General features: G+C 59.5%; 17 protein-coding genes. 7 read left to right on the top strand and 10 right to left on the bottom strand.

Features of this window, described 5'->3' with window-relative positions:
- Positions 1-12 precede the first annotated feature (12 nt).
- The 6 genes from HYP802_RS0103390 to HYP802_RS0103365 form a co-directional block, all read right to left on the bottom strand.
- The gene (locus tag HYP802_RS0103390) at positions 13-1,311 is read right to left on the bottom strand and encodes a glycosyltransferase (RefSeq protein WP_013945740.1); all 1,299 of its coding nucleotides are present in this window, start codon (positions 1,309-1,311) and stop codon (positions 13-15) included.
- A 93-nt stretch (positions 1,312-1,404) separates the two neighbouring features.
- Complete coding sequence (locus HYP802_RS0103385) at positions 1,405-2,193, bottom strand: sulfite exporter TauE/SafE family protein (RefSeq protein ID WP_013945739.1); 789 nt, start codon at positions 2,191-2,193, stop codon at positions 1,405-1,407.
- Between the two features lie 18 nt (positions 2,194-2,211).
- Positions 2,212-3,879: a bifunctional protein tyrosine phosphatase family protein/NAD(P)/FAD-dependent oxidoreductase gene (locus tag HYP802_RS0103380; RefSeq protein WP_013945738.1), complete on the bottom strand. Its 1,668-nt coding sequence runs from the start codon at positions 3,877-3,879 to the stop codon at positions 2,212-2,214.
- A gap of 38 nt (positions 3,880-3,917) precedes the next feature.
- On the bottom strand, positions 3,918-4,811 hold the full coding sequence (locus tag HYP802_RS0103375) for an MBL fold metallo-hydrolase (protein ID WP_013945737.1): 894 nt from the start codon (positions 4,809-4,811) through the stop codon (positions 3,918-3,920).
- 35 nt (positions 4,812-4,846) lie between these two features.
- Complete coding sequence (locus HYP802_RS0103370; protein WP_013945736.1) at positions 4,847-5,059, bottom strand: DUF2892 domain-containing protein; 213 nt, start codon at positions 5,057-5,059, stop codon at positions 4,847-4,849.
- An 82-nt stretch (positions 5,060-5,141) separates the two neighbouring features.
- Positions 5,142-5,807, bottom strand: coding sequence for a Crp/Fnr family transcriptional regulator (locus tag HYP802_RS0103365; protein WP_013945735.1), 666 nt, complete (start codon positions 5,805-5,807; stop codon positions 5,142-5,144).
- Between the two features lie 230 nt (positions 5,808-6,037).
- On the opposite strand from HYP802_RS0103365, the gene HYP802_RS22745 reads away from it, so the two are divergent.
- Positions 6,038-6,523 carry a hypothetical protein gene (locus tag HYP802_RS22745; RefSeq protein WP_024275126.1) on the top strand — a complete coding sequence of 162 codons (486 nt, stop codon included), beginning with the start codon at positions 6,038-6,040 and terminating at the stop codon, positions 6,521-6,523.
- Between the two features lie 58 nt (positions 6,524-6,581).
- Here the strand turns inward: HYP802_RS22745 and HYP802_RS0103355 are convergent, their stop codons facing one another.
- Both HYP802_RS0103355 and HYP802_RS0103350 read right to left on the bottom strand, forming a co-directional pair.
- The gene (locus HYP802_RS0103355; RefSeq protein WP_013945733.1) at positions 6,582-8,897 is read right to left on the bottom strand and encodes a TonB-dependent receptor; all 2,316 of its coding nucleotides are present in this window, start codon (positions 8,895-8,897) and stop codon (positions 6,582-6,584) included.
- Between the two features lie 217 nt (positions 8,898-9,114).
- Entirely contained in the window at positions 9,115-9,882 is a 768-nt protein-coding gene (locus HYP802_RS0103350; protein ID WP_013945732.1) for a phosphatase PAP2 family protein, read from the bottom strand.
- A gap of 349 nt (positions 9,883-10,231) precedes the next feature.
- Between HYP802_RS0103350 and HYP802_RS0103345 the strand changes: the two genes are divergently transcribed.
- On the top strand, positions 10,232-10,534 hold the full coding sequence (locus HYP802_RS0103345) for a hypothetical protein (RefSeq protein WP_013945730.1): 303 nt from the start codon (positions 10,232-10,234) through the stop codon (positions 10,532-10,534).
- 490 nt (positions 10,535-11,024) lie between these two features.
- Positions 11,025-11,867, top strand: a complete 843-nt coding sequence (locus HYP802_RS0103335) for a lytic murein transglycosylase (RefSeq protein WP_013945728.1) — start codon at positions 11,025-11,027, stop codon at positions 11,865-11,867.
- Between the two features lie 14 nt (positions 11,868-11,881).
- Here the strand turns inward: HYP802_RS0103335 and fabF are convergent, their stop codons facing one another.
- The gene (fabF, locus tag HYP802_RS0103330) at positions 11,882-13,165 is read right to left on the bottom strand and encodes a beta-ketoacyl-ACP synthase II (RefSeq protein ID WP_013945727.1); all 1,284 of its coding nucleotides are present in this window, start codon (positions 13,163-13,165) and stop codon (positions 11,882-11,884) included.
- Between the two features lie 431 nt (positions 13,166-13,596).
- Between fabF and HYP802_RS0103320 the strand changes: the two genes are divergently transcribed.
- From HYP802_RS0103320 to HYP802_RS0103305, 4 genes are all read left to right on the top strand, one after another.
- The gene (locus HYP802_RS0103320) at positions 13,597-14,574 is read left to right on the top strand and encodes a hypothetical protein (protein ID WP_013945725.1); all 978 of its coding nucleotides are present in this window, start codon (positions 13,597-13,599) and stop codon (positions 14,572-14,574) included.
- 21 nt (positions 14,575-14,595) lie between these two features.
- The gene (locus tag HYP802_RS0103315) at positions 14,596-14,961 is read left to right on the top strand and encodes a lysozyme inhibitor LprI family protein (protein ID WP_013945724.1); all 366 of its coding nucleotides are present in this window, start codon (positions 14,596-14,598) and stop codon (positions 14,959-14,961) included.
- A gap of 113 nt (positions 14,962-15,074) precedes the next feature.
- Positions 15,075-15,383: a hypothetical protein gene (locus HYP802_RS0103310; RefSeq protein ID WP_013945723.1), complete on the top strand. Its 309-nt coding sequence runs from the start codon at positions 15,075-15,077 to the stop codon at positions 15,381-15,383.
- 166 nt (positions 15,384-15,549) lie between these two features.
- Complete coding sequence (locus HYP802_RS0103305; RefSeq protein ID WP_013945722.1) at positions 15,550-16,425, top strand: aldo/keto reductase; 876 nt, start codon at positions 15,550-15,552, stop codon at positions 16,423-16,425.
- Here HYP802_RS0103305 and HYP802_RS0103300 read toward each other — a convergent pair.
- Entirely contained in the window at positions 16,409-18,406 is a 1,998-nt protein-coding gene (locus HYP802_RS0103300; RefSeq protein WP_155831118.1) for a DHA2 family efflux MFS transporter permease subunit, read from the bottom strand. The genes HYP802_RS0103305 and HYP802_RS0103300 overlap by 17 nt on opposite strands.
- Between the last annotated feature and the right edge of the window lie 248 nt (positions 18,407-18,654).

The raw sequence follows: 18,654 nt of genomic DNA, 5'->3' as shown, positions 1-18,654 counted from the left end.
TGGATGGATCGTTCAACCGTCGTAGCGGCCGCTTTGAAGCAATGCCTCGATGATCGTCGCGGCTTTCTCCGGGCCGTTTTGTGCGAGCATCTGAGCGCTTGTCTTGGCAAGCTTTGCCTGCATTGCCGGATCGTGCAGGCAGGCGTCAAGCTTGGTCGCCAGTTCTTCGTCGCTCCAATCGTAACGTGGCATCTTGAACCCGTGCCCCGTCTCCTCGACGCGCATGGCGTTATCGTGCCCGTCCCAAACATAGGGCATGATGATAGCGGGCTTGCCGAAATAGAGGCACTCTGTGAACGAGTTGTTGCCACCGTGATGAATAACGGCATCGACCTGCGGAATGACCGACGGCTGCGGAAACCATTTATCCATGACAACGTTCGGGGGCACGGACTCATATTGGTCCATGTAATCACCGACGTTGACGAGCGCGCGGTACGGCAGCGTGCCCATCACCTCGATAATCCGCTTCAGAAGTTCGGTATCGCCCGATCCGAGACTGCCGAACGAAACATAAATGAGCGGCTTGTCGTTGTTCGCTGCAAACTCCGGAACCTCGTAGGGCTTCTCCTTACGCACACAGCCTTCGAGATACTGAAACTGCGATGGCATCAGAGGCTCGCTGCGGCGGAACTTTGCGGCTTCCGGATAAAGCAGCAGGTTCATGTAAGGCGAGGCCTCGAAGAACTGGCCGATGGGATATGGCGCCTCATTACACTCCGCCAGAAATGCATTGAAATCGTCATGAATGGGTTTGATCACGTCGTTGAAGTGATCGCGATACCGCTGATGGCCTTCGGTATCGTTCTGCGCACATCCGGAAAGATGCGGAGGAATGGCCGGATCCTCGATCTCGTTTTCCGAGCACGAGATGATCCGCACCCACGGCTTGCCGAACTGCTTGATCGCGGGAAACAGGATCACGTTATCGACGGCGATGAGATCCGGGCTTAGCGCGCTCAACACGCCCGGCAGATCTTTCTGCGCCCATTTCGCACTATCGACGATCGCGGTCCAACAATCCTTCACATAGTTGTCGATCTGATCGTACGGCGATTTGCGGAAATTCGGGATATGCCCGTTGATAAAATCGACCCAGAACTTGGCCATCTCTTCGGGCGGCATCGGCTCCGACAGATTGACAGGATGGGCTTCAAAACCATACGAGCGATAAACGTCGACGAAACCGGGGTCCGATAGAAAAACCGCTTTATGGCCGCGCGCCTCGATGGCCTGAGCAATACCGACCGAATTAAGCGCCGGCCCGTAGGCGGCCTCTGGAAAGAACGCCACCGTTTTCTGCTCGGCCATCCGCACCCTACTCCCTACCAGCCCCCGATCACCGGCCGATATCATCAACCGGCGGACCGAGCTTCGGCAAGAGGGAACTGAGCGCTTACGCGCTCAACCGGTGATCGCAGGAATGCCGCGGGCAACGACGTAGACGCCGACCACGGCCACGATCGCGGCGAAACTTTGCGACAGCAGACGCTTCTCTTTCGCCAGCGCCGAGCTGGCTTGCCGTCCGATAAGGCCACCAATGACACCGCCGGAAATGAAAAGTCCGACGAGCTGCCAATCGACAAATCCCGACAACGCATAATTGCCGGCCGTCGTGAAACCGAAAGCTGCGACGCAGAACAGCGATGACCCGATAGCGAAAATCATCGGCATGTTCGTGGCAGCCATGAGCCCTGGAACAATAAGGAAACCGCCGCCAATCCCAAAGAACCCCGAAACGGCGCCGACCAGGACGCCATAACCTAGAAGATAGGGCAACAGTTTCGGCGCGCTCTCAACGGTCAATTCGACTGTTTCGTTGCTGCCGGAATGTTTCTTCATGAACATCATCCCGGCAATGACAAGCATGAGAATGCCGAAAAACAGCAGAAGCTTTTGACCGTCGACCTGCTTTCCGAGTTCCGACCCGAGCGCCGCTCCGACGATACCGGCCGCGGCGAACACGATCGCACAGCGCCATTTGACGTGATCGTGCCGCGCGTGATCGACAAGGCTCGCGACGGCGCTTAACGCGACGGCAACCGCGCTCGTCCCGATCGCCACGTGCGGAGACTGCACGCCAACAACATAAACGAGCAGGGGAACGGCAAGAACCGATCCGCCACCGCCGATCAATCCCAAAACGAATCCGACCAGCGAGCCGGAGAAGACGGCTAGAAGATTGTGTTCCATAGAATCACGGCCTTCCCGTTAAGCCATGACTTTGGGCTTGGCCATCCACTCGCGTCCCTTCAGCATGGCCTGCCAGTAGATCGGCGGGAGAATACGTTCCTTGAGAAGCCAAGCCGCACGCGATGGTTTGCGACCATCGAGCAGCGCCAGCGGGAACGTCGGCGAGAGCTTGCCGCCATAAGTGAACTCGGCAAGCACGATCTTTCCGCGCTCCACCGTCAGCGGACAGGAGCCGTAACCATCGTAGGCGAACTGATTTTGCCGATAGCCCATGTCGTAAAGAACATTTTCGGCAACGACGGGCGCCTGCTTGCGTGCGGCAGCGGCGGTTTTCGCATTCGGCGTATTGGTCACGTCGCCGAGACCGAAGATGTTCTTGTATTTCTTGTGGCGCAGCGTCGACTGATCGACATCGACCCATCCGGCGGCATCGGCCAGGACGCTTGCACGAATGAAGTCCGGCGCAATCTGCGGCGGACAAACGTGCATCATGTCGAATGACTTTTCGACGATCTCTTTCGTACCGTCCGGCAACGCTTTGGCAAAACGCGCGCGCTTCGCCGGGCCGTCGACCGAAACCAGATTGTGCCCGAAGTTGAGCTGTACATGGTAGCGCTCGATATAGTTCATCAAGGCGGGCACATAGTCGGGCACGCCGAACAGCACCGCACCGGCGTTATCGAATTCGATGTTGATCTTGTTGAGGCATCCCGTCCGCAGCCAATGATCAGCCGACAGATACATCGCCTTCTGCGGCGCGCCGGCGCATTTGATCGGCATTGGCGGCTGCGTGAAGATCGCCCGCCCCGCCTTCAGCCCTTTGACCAGCTCCCACGTATAAGGAGCAAGGTCGTAGCGATAGTTCGACGTTACGCCATTCTTGCCGAGCGTCTCGGTCAATCCCTCGATACCGCCCCAGTTGAGCTTCAGTCCCGGACAAACGATGAGATGGCCATAGCGAATGGAACGGCAGCCTTCGAGCACGACGTTGTTGTTGTCTGGATCGAAGCCGGCAACCGCGGCCTTGATCCACGTCGCCTTTCGCGGCAGCACCGAACCCATCATCCGCACGGTTTGCTGTGGCGTAAACACGCCGCCACCAACGAGCGTCCAGCCCGGCTGATAATAGTGAACGTCGGCCGGATCGATGATCGCGATTTTCAGATTGCCCTTACGCGCGAATAAACTTCCCGCAACTGCAGCCCCTGCAGCGCCACCGCCGACAATGACGATATCGTATTTTTCAACCGGGCCATTCGACGCGATCCGGCCTCCAGTCGCGATGCGACTGGCAACGCCCGACATGTCGTAACCTGCCGCACTGGCCTTCGACAGAATGTCGGCCATCGGCATGCGACCAGCCTCGGCGAGCGCCCAAAGTGTGGTGCTGCGCGTGCCGGTCCGGCAGTAAGCGAGAATGGGTTTGGGCATATGCGCAAGGGCTGCGCCGAACTCCACGGCATCGGCATCGCTGACCTTGCCGCTTTCGACCGGCACATATCGCGCCGTCAGTCCACTTGCTTTCGCAGCCCGCTCGATTTCGGCAAATGAGGGCTGATCCGACCCTTCGCCATCAGGCCGATTATCAATGATCGACTTGAATCCCATGGCCGCCAGCTCGGCGACATCTCCGGGCAAAATCTGAGGCGAAACCGAGAGATCGTCGGTAAGCTTTTTAGGGGTCATCACGAGGTCCTATGGCGAAAATCGAAAAAGGCGGCGGATTAGAGTTCGTTGATCGGCACCTTGAGCTGCCGTTTGCCGTTGGCATCGGCATCGGGAAGATTGCCGCCGCGAATGTTGACCTGAATGGACGGAATGATCAGCTTGGGCAGCGCCAGAGTTTCATCGCGCGCCGTTCGCATCTGGACGAATTCGTCCTCGCTGACACCATCGCGGACATGAATATTGTGCGCACGCTCTTCCGCGACCGTCGTTTCCCATTTGATGTCGCGGCCATTGGGGCCGTAGTCATGACACATAAACAGGCGCTCTTCCGGCGGCAGAGCCAGAACGCGTTTGATCGAGCGGTAAAGCACCCGCGCATCGCCACCAGGAAAATCAGCGCGTGCCGTGCCGCCGTCCGGCATGAAAAGCGTGTCGCCAACGAATGCAGCGTCGCCCACGACATGCGTCATGCACGCAGGCGTATGTCCCGGCGTCAGCATCGCGAACGCCGCCATTCCGCCGATCGTATAGGTATCACCGTCTTCGAAAAGGCGATCGAACTGGCTACCATCACGCCGGAACTCGGTGCCGTCATTGAAGATTTTACCAAACACTTCCTGCACGATCTTGATGTTGGCGCCGATCCCGAGCTTACCGCCAACCTTGCCTTGAATGTACGGCGCTGCCGACAGGTGATCGGCATGCGCATGCGTCTCGATCAGCCATTCGACCTTCAGATTATGATCCTGCACGAAGCGAATGATCTTATCGGCCGACTGATAGCTGATGCGGCCCGCCGCGTAGTCGATATCCATGACGCTGTCGAAGATCGCGCAGGCATTCGACTTAGGATCTTTGACGACATAGCTCACCGTGTTGGTCGCCTCGTCGAAAAAGGCGGTGACCTCCGGCTTGACCGAGAGATCGACGGGGTGGGGGATTTGATCCATCGCTGTGCTCCTCGAACGCCTCTCACGGCGCTTTGTTATTCGTTCTTGCCGGCTGGCTTGGCGCAGCATCCGCAGGTGCTGACGCCGGCAAGCTGATAGGCCGGACAGAACCGTGCGAGACCGGTCAAAAACGGCACCAGCCCTACAAGGCCCCAAAGCGTTTTCGGTCCGACGAACACAAGGCTCAAAAGGATCAGACCGACGACAATCCGGAGCATCCGATCGAACATCCCGACATTTTGGCTCATAGTAGCCTCCGAAATGAAATTCCAGAGACTGGTCTAATGATAAAAAAATTCTCCGTATGTGATCAAGTCACATAGCAAAATACTAACGCATAGTGGCGAGCTGACGCAGGGCCCCCGGATTGGCCAAGTCAATGCTACCTCTGGATGTGGTGACCCACCCGCGGCGCTGAAATTCGTTCAATTGCCGCCCGATCACCTCACGTGCCGACCCAAGCTCGGCCGCGAGTTGCTGATGCGTGATTTCGATATGCCCAGCGGCGTCCGCAAGTTGCAGCAAGCGTTGCGCCAGCCGTTCGTCGATCCGTGAGAACGCCACCTCCTCGATGAGCTTGAAGAGCGTCGTGACGTTGACGCTGAAAGCTGTGAACACGAACTTCCGGAAAGCGGCAGAGCGCGCAATGGCTTCGTCAAACGTCGCTCTCGGAATGGCGACGGCCGTCACCGCTGTCTCAGCCACGCCCTCAGCCTGATAGTCCTCATATCCCATCAGGCAGGCCGTGGTCAGCGCACAGCTTTGCCCGGCGGCGACCCGATAGAGCACAATCTCGCGACCGTTCTCAGAGACCTGCTGCACGCGAACCGTCCCTTCGAGCAGCAGCAGATAATTTTCCGGCGATTGTCCCGGCCCGAAGATCCGCGTCCCAGCCGGCAAATCCACGACCATGCTGGTGCGAAGAAGTAAATTCGTGATCTCCGGTTCAAGGGAGTTGAGACCCGGAAATTTTGATGTCCACGGATGATCTGCCATAACGAACTCTTCGCGCTGCGCAATAAACGCTGATCATCGGCATATGTCGCGATTGACCGGTGTTGAGCATGACGCACGATAACCAACAAAATTTCGAAAAAAGCCAGCAAGAATAACCGCCCGCTCACACCGAAACGTCTGCAGGCGTAACAGTACTCAATTCCGCAGCGCAAACAGGAACCAGATAGGCCGCCCAGTCGTTCTTTCGACAGGTATTCGGAGGAAAAAACATGACATACGAAGATCCGCAATCCGGACGTGAACGCAATTTAGGTCAAGACGACGTCGGCAATTCGACGGGATCATTGATCGTCGGTATCGTCTTCCTTGCTGCGATCGTCTTTGGCGGTTGGTACTTCTATAACCAAAGCCAGAAAGTCGCCGATACGACCGCGACGCAGCCCGCTACCTCATCGACCGCAGAGAATTCCAACGCGACGATGTCGCCGCAAAGCTCAGCTCCAGGCGTTGAAGGCGCAGCCGGCAGCAAGAACGGCCCGGCAGCGCAGCCTGGAAACAGCAGCTCTTCGACGGGTGCCTCGTCGGGCAACACGGGCGTCGGCGGCGACAACACCAACATCGACAAGTCGACGCTTCCCTCGCAGGATGCAACCGGCGTAAAGGGTGACGAAGGCAGCAAGAACGGTCCGGCAGCGAATGCGCCCGCACCGTCAAACAACAGCAACAGCACGACAACTCCGCCGACCAATCCGTAGCTGCGGATCGACATGCCGGCATAAGAAGCTCGCCCCGACGGGGCGAGCTTTTTTCGTTCTAGAACTTCTGCGAGACGCCGACGAAATATCCGCGCCGCGGACCGTACTGCGGCGCGAACACGCCGATACCTTCGCCATCGCGGATTGTGTAGACCTCATCGAACAGGTTGACGACATCGAAGCGCACTGTCGTCGGACGCCCGAACAAGTTCGCGAACTCGTGCGAGATCCCGAGATTGACTTGCGTGTAGGCCGGAACGCTCGCACCGTTCGGAACGTCCTCCGTATCGGTACGCAGCCCACTGCCGTAGATCATGTCGATACTGAGCCGCGTCCCATCCCAAAGATATGAAAACCCGGCCGACGCCGTAATCGTCTGCGAATGGTCGGTGAAGATGTAATGGTCGGCAATGAACGCCAGATCATCCGGATCGATCAGGAACTGGTTGGAGATGATGTTCTTGCCCTTCTGCTGGCCGATTGCAACGTTGCCGTAAGCGCTGAAATTACCCCAACTGTATTTGGTCGTAATTTCGATGCCCTTATTGACGGCCTTTTCGTAGTTGAAGGCATTGAGCACGAGAGCAGCGCCGAACTGCCCGTCGTCGAGAAGATCATGCGCTAGCTTGTAGTAGGCATCGACGCCGACTTCGAGCCCGGGAAAAATCGTCTGCGTAATGCCCGCGTCGAAGTAGTGCGACCGCTCAGGCTGCACGAGCCCGCATCCGCCTGCCGGACAACTGCTTGCCGCGACAGTCCCATCGAAGAGCGCAATGTTTGTCGGCCCGGACGCCACTTGCGGGGGTGGGGTGAAATATCGGGCATATCCCGCATGCAGTGTCGTTCCTTGAAACGGACGGTATTCCAGACTGACCCGCGGGCTCCACTGATTGGCATCCACGTATTCGTACATCTGGTCGAAACGCAGACCGGCATTGAGCGTCAATTTGTCGGTCAAACGAATTTCGTCTTGAGCATAGATACCGATCAACCAGCCAAGTTTCGACGTCTCATCGAGTAGCCCATTCTCGACAGAGCCATCGTCGGCGATCACGGATGAATTGCTGATCGCTTTCGTCTGCTCGGCGCTGACGGTGAACCCGGCCCGCAACGTGTTGTACGCATTCAGCCGATAAGAGCCGTCGGCTTGCACGCCGTTGAGGAAACTGCGCCGCTGGACATCCGACGCGATGCCGTTGAAGAACAAGTCACCCGTATCGTCCGGCTTGAAATGGAGATCGCTGTAACGTGAGAAGTACGCGATTTGATAATCGCCGTTCTCGATCTTCTTCTGCAGCGCGATCACATCATAGTAGTTCTGCTCGAACTGGTTTTCGTTGAGCAGCGCTGAGTTGAAATAATTCGGAAGACCGCCATTACCTGCAAATGGCGTATCCGTCGGCAGTCCAAGTGTATTCGGAATCTGAAAATTCTGCACCGACACGCCGGATATCCAGCTCAGCCGCGTCGTGTCATCGAGCACCGCAGAAACATAGCCGAACCCCTTCTCTTGATCGGTATGATCGTGAATGGCGTCCCGGCTCGACGTCGGGTTTTCAATCCCCTCATCGTTCATCAGATAGCGGCCGGTGAAAAAGTAATCGACCGCTCCAGTGCTGCCGCCATATTCGAGACTGGGCGTAAAGGTGCCGCGGCTGCCGCCATAAAAACCGATCGTGCCGCCCGGCGCCTGCGCACCCGACCGTGTCGTGATGTCGACCAGCCCCGTCGTATGCAATCCGTACTGCGCCGGCAAAGCACCGGTCACCAGCGATAGATTGCTGATGAAGCTCGTTTCCAGCACATCGCTGAAACCAGAAACGCCATCGGGAAGCAGAATGCCGTTGATCCGGTATTGCACATTGGCGTGGTCGTTGCGCACATGGAGCTGCCCGCTCGCCGCTGAGTCCTGACTGACGCCTGGCGCCTGCAGAAGCGCCTTGCTCACGGGCGTTTCCGTACCTTGCGGCAACGCGCGAAGCGCATCCTCACCGAACGAATACTGGTTCGTTCCGATCTGCGTGAAGATCTCGTTGCGCGCCGCGTTGAAGGCATTGTTCTGAAACGCGAGCGGATTCTCAGTGCTTTGCGCTCCGGCAACGGACGGCTCTTGGCTCGGTGCCGATGGTTGCGAGTTTGCATGCGATGGCGTTGTTTTGGCGCGCCGAGCCGTCTTGACTTTTTTAGTCGCCGCCTTGGCGTGCGGCTCAGCCACGACGACGGCAGGAAGCTGCGCTTCCGTCGCATTGTCCGTCGTGCCCGGCGCAGGCGACGCCGTTCCCCCCGTCGTCTGCGCCGATGCGCTCGAAGCATGGATGACGCTCACACCCAAACACAGAGCGAGCATAAGCCCGCGCACTCTCGAAATAGCCATACCAGATCTTTCGTATTATATGTTATAATATACGATATAGAAAAGCGCGAGACCAAACATGCAAGCGCGCGCGCCGTCGCGCCCTCCGCATCTGCGACTGCATGTTGTTGTGAAGCCACAAGCGCAGGCGTGGGGCTTCAGACAAAAAAAGCCGCCCGCTGAGCCAGCAGGCGCATCGAGACGATACAAAATCAGCGAGACGATAAGCGCGCGTGTTTTACGGTTTCGCAGCGGGCGTTTCGACGGACGCTTGTGCCGGAGCGGCGGGCACCTCGGCTGCAAGGCCTAGTGCGCCGCGAACGCATTTCGTCGCTTCGGGCAACATGGTCCGGAACTGCGCATCGTCGGAAAACTCTTCTTCCGCCACGGCCATGCCGAGCAGCTTTCCAGCTTCGACGTCGCTGCGATAATGCACGCCTGCAATCATCCGGCTGTGACCGTAATCCGCAGCCCGCGCCAGAAAGACGGCACGCTTCTCCGGCACCATATATGCGAGGACTGCGCCGAGCGCCGTACCGGCCGTCGTGTGCCCCGACGGATAGGATGGGCTATACTTGTTGCCGGCCTCTAGCGGCTTCAGATCGTTGTTTGGAAGATTGAACGGCCGCGTCCGGCAGAATGAATTCTTGGCATGCTCAGCCGCCGATTTCGTCCGCTCCATCAGCCGATCAAAGATCGGATGGCACGCCTCAATTGCCGCACCATCGAACTTGATATCGGCGCCCTCGATAAAACGCGCGAGCGAAATTTTATAATCGGCGTGTGCATGGTCTGCCTGCGCCTCCGTTCGATTTTGCTGCAATGTCTGCAGTTCTTCGAGTTCCACTTTCGTCTGTGCGCAGCTATCACAGGGTGGCGGCGACAATAATTTGACGAGCGGGTCCGTCGTCGGCTTGGGGCAGGTTGCCTCCTCTGCCGAGAGCACAATCGGCATCGAGATGCATGCGACAAGGGCCGCGCAAAAAATCGTGGTTTTCCGAAACATCGTGCTGAGCCTCTTTAATTGTAAGCTACGCATGGTCGCGCATTGGAATACCCCCAATGGGCCGCGAGCGTTAAAGACCTACGACACCCATCCTTCACGAGTGCGAAGCGAGATAAAGTATCCCAATCCCCGTTTCGCAATACGCTTTAGATGATGAGCACCAGCGCGGTGACGCCTGGAGGTTTCTGGCGAGTCCACCGACCGGCGCGAAAAAATCCAAATGACCGCAAGTGATGCAAATGAGCCGCGATTCCACCGAAATCGACGGCTGTTCATTATTTGTCATGAACACCGTTTCTTGCCCTGTGGCACCTTCTCCGCTTGCTATTCACATCCAGGAGTGAAGACGATGCGCAAGATCACTGTTTTGACATTTGCCGCTCTCGCCGCTGCGACGTTCTCCGCCGCTCCGGCCAGCGCTCATTCGCACTCATGCTTTAAAAAATATTCGATGGGCGAGGCGCTCACCGAAGACACGGCCAAGTTCCAGGCTGATGAAGCCCTTCTTCAGGCGACAGACTGGGGAGTCTGGGCAGTTTGGATGACGGGTGCCGGAACACCGGGTTACACGTTCAGCCCGCGCAAATACCATTGCTCGCAAGACGGCTTGGCGTGGACCTGCCATGCCCAAGCGACATTCTGCAAACTCTAAGATTTCGACATCGACAGGCGAAGGCGGCGGCAAGCGGGCGCCCCTTCGCAATCACCTCAGCGCGGTCGTCCGAACGCGCTCCGCGTCCCATGAGGACGTTATTTTTTCCTTCGCCGCGGCGCGTCCGTTTTGACGCGCTTATGGCGCAAGAACCCGGAAAATCTTGAAGGGTCCTCAGCACTCGTAGAAACGCCGAAGATGAGCGCCCCGACGACGACCAGTCCGATCATAAGGGCACCCAGGTCGGCGAGTGAAAAAAGATCTACCGTCATCACACATCATCCGCGATCGCGATAAAGCGCGATGGTTCGCATGATGTGCCGCCCCCGGCTGTTCCTTGCGGAACAACCCGTCGGCATTGTCCGCCCAACGTCAGTGCGCCGAGATAAGCATTTGGCGATGCGCGCGATCTATGACAGTAAGGGAGATGGCCGACGGCCGACATTCTCAATAAGATCTTATTTGCACTCGACAATTCCGGAAGAACCGCATGTCATCCGCCCCCGTCGCATCGCCGCTGTCCAAACTCCGGGCCGCGGCCCTCGCCTGCCTCGTGCTGTCTGGAACCGCGGGACAGGCACTCGCCCAGTGCGGCAACGGCCCCGGTGGTTTCAACGCGTGGCTACAAAAATTCCGCCAGCAAGCCGCAGCGCAGGGCATTAAATCCAGCACAGTGGTGTCGGCGTTATCGGGCGTGACGTACGATCCGACCGTAATCCACCTGGACCACTCGCAGCACTCTTTCAAACTGAGCTTCAAACAATTCTACGCCCGCCGCGTCAGCAACGCGATGATCCGGCACGGCCGCGCGCTGATGCAGCGCCATCGCGCCCTCTTCGACCGCATCGAAAAACGGTTCGGCGTGCCTGCGCCCGTTATCGTTGCGATCTGGGGACTGGAAACGAACTACGGTGCCAACCTTGGCGCCCGCTATTCGATCATCCGTTCGCTCGCAACGCTTGCCTATGATTGCCGCCGCACCGAATTCTTCACCGGCCAGTTGCTCGACGCCCTGCGGATCGTTGAAGAAGGTGACCTGACACCATCGCAATTGCGCGGCGGCTGGGCGGGCGAAATCGGCCAGACGCAATTCCTGCCCACGCCCTACATCCGCTATGCCGTCGATTTCGACGGCGACGGCCGCAAGGATCTGATCCACAGCGTGCCGGACGTTCTGGCCTCGACCGCGAACTTCCTCGCCGGGCACGGCTGGCAGCGCGGCGCAGGCTGGCAACCCGGATCGCCGAACTATGGCGTCATCGCCGAGTGGAACAAAGCCGACGTCTACGACCGTACGATCGCGGCCATGGCCGACCAGATCGCCGGCCGTTAAGACGCCGGATGACGTCACGTCGCCCAGCGCCGGAAGATCACCGAAGCGTTGACGCCGCCGAACCCGAAGCCGTTCGAGAGCACGTATTCAACCTCGCTCTTGCGCGCTTCCGGTCCGATCAGGTCGAGACCTTGCGCTTCCGGATCCGGGTCGGCAAGGTTGAGCGTCGGCGGCAAGACGCCGTCACGTAGGGCCAGAACCGAGAAGACCGCTTCAAGTCCGCCCGCTGCCCCGAGTAAGTGCCCCGTGGCTGACTTCGTTGATGAAATCGCTGCGCCGGGACCATTTCCAAAAAGCGCACGCATAGCTGCGAGCTCCCCGCCGTCTCCCACCTGCGTCGACGTCGCATGCGCATTGAGATACCCGATGTCGCCCGGCGCGATACCCGCCATCGCCAGTGCCGCCCGCATGGCGCGCAGTGCGCCGTTTCCGTCCGGCGGTCCGGACGTCAAATGATAGGCATCGGCGCTTGTCCCATAACCCACCAGTTCCACGAGCGGCTTGGCCCCGCGCGCCAGTGCGTGCTCTTCCGTCTCGATCACGAGCATACCTGCGCCTTCGCCCATGACGAAACCGTCGCGCGCCGCATCGAACGGCCGCGAGGCTTTCTCAGGCGTATCGTTGAAGCCGGTCGATAACGCCCGCGCCGCTGCAAACGCGCCGAGCGCCACACGATTGATGCATGCTTCCGCGCCACCGCACAGCGCGATATCGGCTTCGCCGCTACGGATCATGCGCATGCCGTCGCCGATCGCCTGCACTCCCGCAGCACATGCCGTGACAGGCGCGCCCAGCGGCCCCTTGAAACCGAACATGATCGAAACGTTGCCAGCCGCGAGGTTGACGAGAAACGCCGGAACCGTGAACGGCGAAAGCTTTTTTGCGCCCCGTTGATCGACCGTATGAACCGCATCCGTGATGGTGAGAAACCCGCCGATGCCCGAGCCGATCACCGTCGCCGTCCGCTCGCGCGATGTATCATTGTCCGGCGCCCACCCCGCCTGCGCCAACGCCTGGCGCGAGGCTTCAACGGCGAATTGAATGAAGCGATCCATCTTTCTCCGGTCTTTCACCGGCACGGCCTTGGCGACGTCGAAACCGGTGGGATCTTCGCTGATGTCAGGAACGACGCCCGCAACCTTGCAATCGACATCGGGAACGATGGCATCGTCGAGCCGCCGGATTCCGGATTGGCCGGCGATGAGACGCTGCCACGTCGTCTCGACGGTCGCTCCAAGAGGCGAGACGACGCCCAAACCGGTCACGACGATCCGCGGACTTGTCTTTCGATCTGCCAAACTGCGTTCCCCTTCCGATCCAAATTTTGCTGGGCCGCCCTTCCGTGTTCGAGCCGCCCGCGGCAACGCGCAGATACATGATATATGCAATTTAAAATGACAAGCGGACGATATGCGTCGGCCACAGGAGAACGTCAAATTCGGACGCGATTAGGCCCTCCAACCCCACCCTGCCGTCAAGCCCCCTGTTGCAAGCTTGCAGCGCTACCCCGGTAGGCGTGCTGAACGCCAGCATTTTGCGCAACAAAGTGCGCTCCGGCACTATGCGGCCGCCGTTCCAAGCCCTAGAAAAAATCCATTCCAGTCACCGCAACTGCGCGCGTCCTGCTCGATTGCGGCTTTATCATCTACCGCGCCAGCCGATGACCTCATCGTCATAGTCGGGCCGGACACGTCGATATGTCAGCGTCTGTAAGCAGAGTATCGTAATAGTGGGTAGCGTTCGGACCATACTGGCCAGCCTGTTTACGGCTCTCGGCGGCTTTTTCCTCCTCGCCATGACGGTGGGGGTGGGCTTTGCCCTCTATCTCGCAACCGCGCCTGATAGCGTCTCGGCCCCGGCCGACGCTGATGCCGTCGCCGACAGCCCTCTCGTCCGCGCCCAGCCGTCACAATCGCCGAACCTTATCCGCGAAGCCGCGATGTCGTTGCCGCGCCCGGTCGGCCTTCCGGCTCCCGCCGTCGATCGCGCCGCCCTCATTCGCAAACTCCAGAAAGCCCTGGCCCATGCCGAATGCTATGACGGCCCGATCAGTGGCGTCTGGAGCGATGCGTCGAAAGACGCCATGCGCGGCTTCCTCAAAACCGTGAACGCCGAACTGCCGGTCGGCGCACCGGACGCAGCACTCGCCGCTTTGATCGACTCCAACGCGGCTGCGATCTGCCGCCCCGAACGCACGATCGAAACTGGTACTCTGGGTTCGGCGTTGCAGGCATCTGCTGCTGAGGCCAACGCCGTGCTGCAGGGCTCAAAGATGCGCGCAGCTAATGGCGCCGCGGACGATCGTCACGCCACGCCCGCACCCTCTCTGCTCGGCCGCGCCTTGGCACCGGCGGGAATGCTGACGCCGACAACCATGGCCGCATCGGAAGATAAGCCAGCATCATCCAGCACGCCTCGCGCTGCCGCGCCGGAAGTGACCGCTAGCAACGATGTATCGCCGACCGATGATACGTCCGCTCCGCCGTCCACACTCCATTTCGAAGGCGACAGCCCGCTTCCGGCCGCGCAATCCGTCGATCCGCAACCGTCTGAGATGACGCCGCAGCCCGAGCCTCGCAGGGCAACATCGGTAAAGACGAAAAAAACCAAGACAGCGCGGCGCCGTCCTGCCAAATATGAGGACGTCGAAACGACGATCAGCAAGGGCTTCAATTCCTTGCAGCAGTCGCTCTCGTCGATGTTCTAGTAATTCCCAACGGAGCAAAGAATGATGCCGAGACGCGCCATACTTACGATGGTGACGGCGATAGCGCTCGCGAGCGCCTCAGGCGCGGCTTGGGCCGGTGACTACGCCCCTCTCAACTGTCACAAAGCCAGCTCCCCCGCAGAAAAAACAATCTGCAGCTCTTATCCGCTCGGCCAAAGCGAAGCCCGCATGGCGACGCTGTTTTCGGTCGCGACATCGCTCGTCGCCATGGGCCAGCGTGGCGACATCCAGGATGCCCAGCGCAACTGGCTCGCCTCGCGAGACGCTTGCGGCAAAGACATTGGCTGCCTCGACGCCGCCTACCAGCGGCGCATCGGCGCACTCAATAACGTAATTGCGAATATTGCTTCCCACGGACCGTATTGAGCCTTCCCTACCGGCTCCCCATATGACGGGCGGAACGTGACCGGCGGCCCAGCGTTCCGCCCTGGAAACCCGCTGCGTGCCCGCATGCACGTGCGCCGATTGGAGAAACTTCCATGTTGAAGTCCAATGCCGCACAGTTCGTCTTTCTCACAGGCTCATTCATGATCGCAGCCGCGACAAGCGCTAGCGCCATCGAATGTCGGGAAGACTATCAGATCGTGAACGGCCAACCGATCTCGACGCCCTATTGCCGCGACGGCTACCTTGCTCAGGTGGCCCGCGAATACGGTTTCAAAGCCTCGGCCAGCGCCATTCGAAACAATCCATCGCGCAAGGAAGAAGTTTGCCGCTTCATCGGTAATGACATCCGCGTTCAGACCGCGTGCTCGGAGGTGCTGCCAACACCGAGGGACTCGCGTTGAGGTAAACAGGCGCCGCGATCATTGGCTCGATAGAATTCGACCGGTTATCGCGACGCTTTGTTCATGCGTTGTGTCGAATGCCCTTGCCAACCAATTCTCATGCGCCCCGAAACAGGCGCAACCCTCCGACCTGAACCGCTCACTTCGAAACGAAAGGCAGGCAGCAATGTCATCGAGCACAATCGTCAAAAACCACTCCGGAGTCTTCAAGATCGGCGGCGACATGCCGGTCAACCGCCTAGGCTTCGGCGCAATGCGCATCACCGGCAATGGCATTTGGGGTGAACCCGCCGACAAGGACGAATGCCTGCGCACGCTTCGCAAGCTGCCCGAACTCGATATCGATTTCATCGACACCGCCGACAGCTACGGCCCCGAAGTCAGCGAGCGCCTGATCCGCGAAGCGCTCTATCCCTACAAGGGCATCAAGATCGCGACCAAGGCTGGCCTCGCCCGCACAGGTCCCAACGTCTGGGTCCCGCTTGGCCGCCCCGAATACCTTCGCCAGCAGGCCGTTCTCAGCCTTCGCCGGTTGGGCGTCGAACGCCTCGACCTCTGGCAACTGCATCGCATCGACCCGAAGGTGCCGCAGGCCGAACAATTCGATGCGATCAAAGCGATGCAGGCTGAAGGTCTGATCTGGCATGTCGGCTTGAGTGAGGTCGGCGTGAAAGAGATCGAAGCGGCGCAGAAATTCTTCAAAGTCGCGACGGTGCAGAACCGCTATAACCTCGCCGACCGCGCCAGCGAAGACGTGCTGGACTTTTGCGAAAAGCATGGCATCGGCTTCATCCCTTGGTTTCCGCTTGCGGCCGGCGATCTTGCTAAGCCAGGCTCACGCCTCGAAGCAATCGCGAAAAATCACGACGCCGGTCCGAGCCAGATCGCACTCGCGTGGCTGCTGAAGCGCAGCCCTGTCATGCTTCCGATCCCCGGCACCTCGAAGGTCAAGCACCTTGAGGAAAACATGATCGGCGCCAACATCAAACTGAGCGACGCGGAATTCGCCGAGCTCAGCGCACTCTCTAAGCCGAAGGCATAACGCCCGGCTTCACAGGCGGAGAGCTGGCGAATGACGTCGCCAGCTCTTTCATCAAAGCGCGCACTTCCGGACGCTCGTTGCTATCCCAGTCCGCGAGCATCTTCTCCAAATTATCCTGCCGCTGACGCAGCAGCCGCGCGTAAAGCTGCTGACCTTTCTCCGTCAACTCCACAAAGCCGCCCGGCGCCTCGCGCGCCATGCCGGCATCTTCGAGACGGTGAAAAACCCGCGGCTGCCGCGTTTCCTTCGGCCCGAGCCGCTGGCGAAGCTCGGCCTTGTCTGCCCGGCCGCCGATTTCGCCAAGCCGCGCCAGAAGCCAGAATTCATCCGGCTGCAGCGCGACATCGAACCGCTTCGCTGCCTGCTCATAGTAGCGCCAACGGTTTTCTTTCGCCGTAATGCGCTCGACGATCCGCGCCAGCTCTTCAAGCGACGTCGCATCGCGCGGCATTTGCAGCGGATCGTTCTGCGGCTCCACTGCGAGCGTCGCCCTGAGCGGCACTTCCTTGATCAGGAACGACAGCAGAAACGCAACGAACGCCGTTGCAGCGGCCGTCCGAAAAACCGGATGCAGCGCCGCGACGAACAATTCGTTGTATGTCGCCTTCAATTCGGCGGAGAGCGTACCGATTGCAGTCGGATCGCTCATCGTATCGGCAAGCTGCGGCGCGTGGGCTGCAATTTCCCGGTTCAACGCAAAGCCGAAGATCGCTCCAAACAGCGCCGCACCGACCGAGCCGCCAATCGACCGGAACAATGTCGTGCCCGACGTCGCGACGCCGAGCTGCTCATAGGCGACCGCATTCTGCACCGCCATCACCAGGATCTGCATGACCATGCCGAGCCCGAGGCCGAGCAGCACCATGTAGACTGACGCCGTCGACGCTGAGGTATCGACCGTAATGGACGATAGCAGCACCAGCGCTACCGTCATCACGCCGGTTCCCATGATCGGAAACATCTTGTAGCGGCCGATCCGGCTGATGATCTGACCGCTCGTGATCGAGCTGACGAACACGCCAAGCATCATCGGCGTCAGATGCAAGCCCGCGCTCGTCGGATCGAGCCCTTTGACGATCTGCAGGTAGAGCGGCAGCAGCGTAATCGAACCAAACAGCGCCAGTCCGACAATAAACCCGATCGCCGCGGCGACAACGAAAGCGCGATTGGCGAACAGCGTCAACGGCAACAGCGGGTCCGCAACCCGCGTCTCGATGTAAATGAATGACGCCAGCGACACGACACCGAGAAGCGAAAACGCCACGAGACTGACCGGCGCTTCCGATGCCAGCGTCGCCCCGAGGCTCGTGACGATAACGATCGACGTCAACGTCAAGGCCAGCAGCATGGCGCCGGGATAATCGATCTGGATCTGCGACGGCTTCCGATGCGGCCGGAAGGTCCTATTGATCACGGCGAGCGCCAGGACGCCGAATGGCAAGTTGATCAGAAAGATCCAGCGCCACGACGCGTTGCCGACGATGAACCCGCCAATCAGTGGACCGAGCACAGTCGACAACCCGAACACACCGCCGAAAAATCCTTGATAGCGCCCACGCTCGCGCGGCGGCACGACGTCGCCGATGACCGCCATCGCCGTCACGATCAATCCACCGCCGCCGAGGCCCTGCACGATGCGGAATGCGATCAGCTCCGGCAGGTTCTGCGCCACACCGCACAACGCCGAACCGACGAGGAAGATCAAGATCGCGACCTGCAGCACGATCCGCCGTCCGAACAGGTCGCCGAGCTTGCCGTAGAGCGGGACGACGATGGTCGTCGCCAGCAGATAGGCCGTGACGATCCACGACAGATGCGACAGCCCGCCGATCTCACGCACGATCGTCGGCAGCGCCGTCGAAACGATGGTCTGATCGAGAGATGCGAGCAATAACACCAGCGCCAGCGCCGAAAAAATCGCGATCCGCTCGCGCGCGCCGGTGTCGGGCACAGACTGTTGCCTGGAATTGGAAATTGCCATGTGCCGAACATCACCCCCGCATTTTCCGCGCATGCCATTGCGATGCACCGCGATCTCGCCGATCAAGCCCGGCAAATTCAAATTGAGACCAAGCGTGTCATCACGCCTCACAGCCAACGAAAAAAGCCGGGGTATGTCCCACGAGGTGGGGAACGCGCCGATGCCGTGCTGGTATCCCACAAAAGGGCATATTAGACTTGGGGGCCGTGAATTGCTGAATCTCGATCACAGAGCAAGCTTTCCCTAAA

Source organism: Hyphomicrobium sp. 802 (genome assembly GCF_000526135.1).
Classification (GTDB): domain Bacteria; phylum Pseudomonadota; class Alphaproteobacteria; order Rhizobiales; family Hyphomicrobiaceae; genus Hyphomicrobium_B.
The sequence above is the reverse complement of the archived record's forward strand: the minus strand, read 5'-3'. Positions and strand labels throughout refer to the sequence as shown.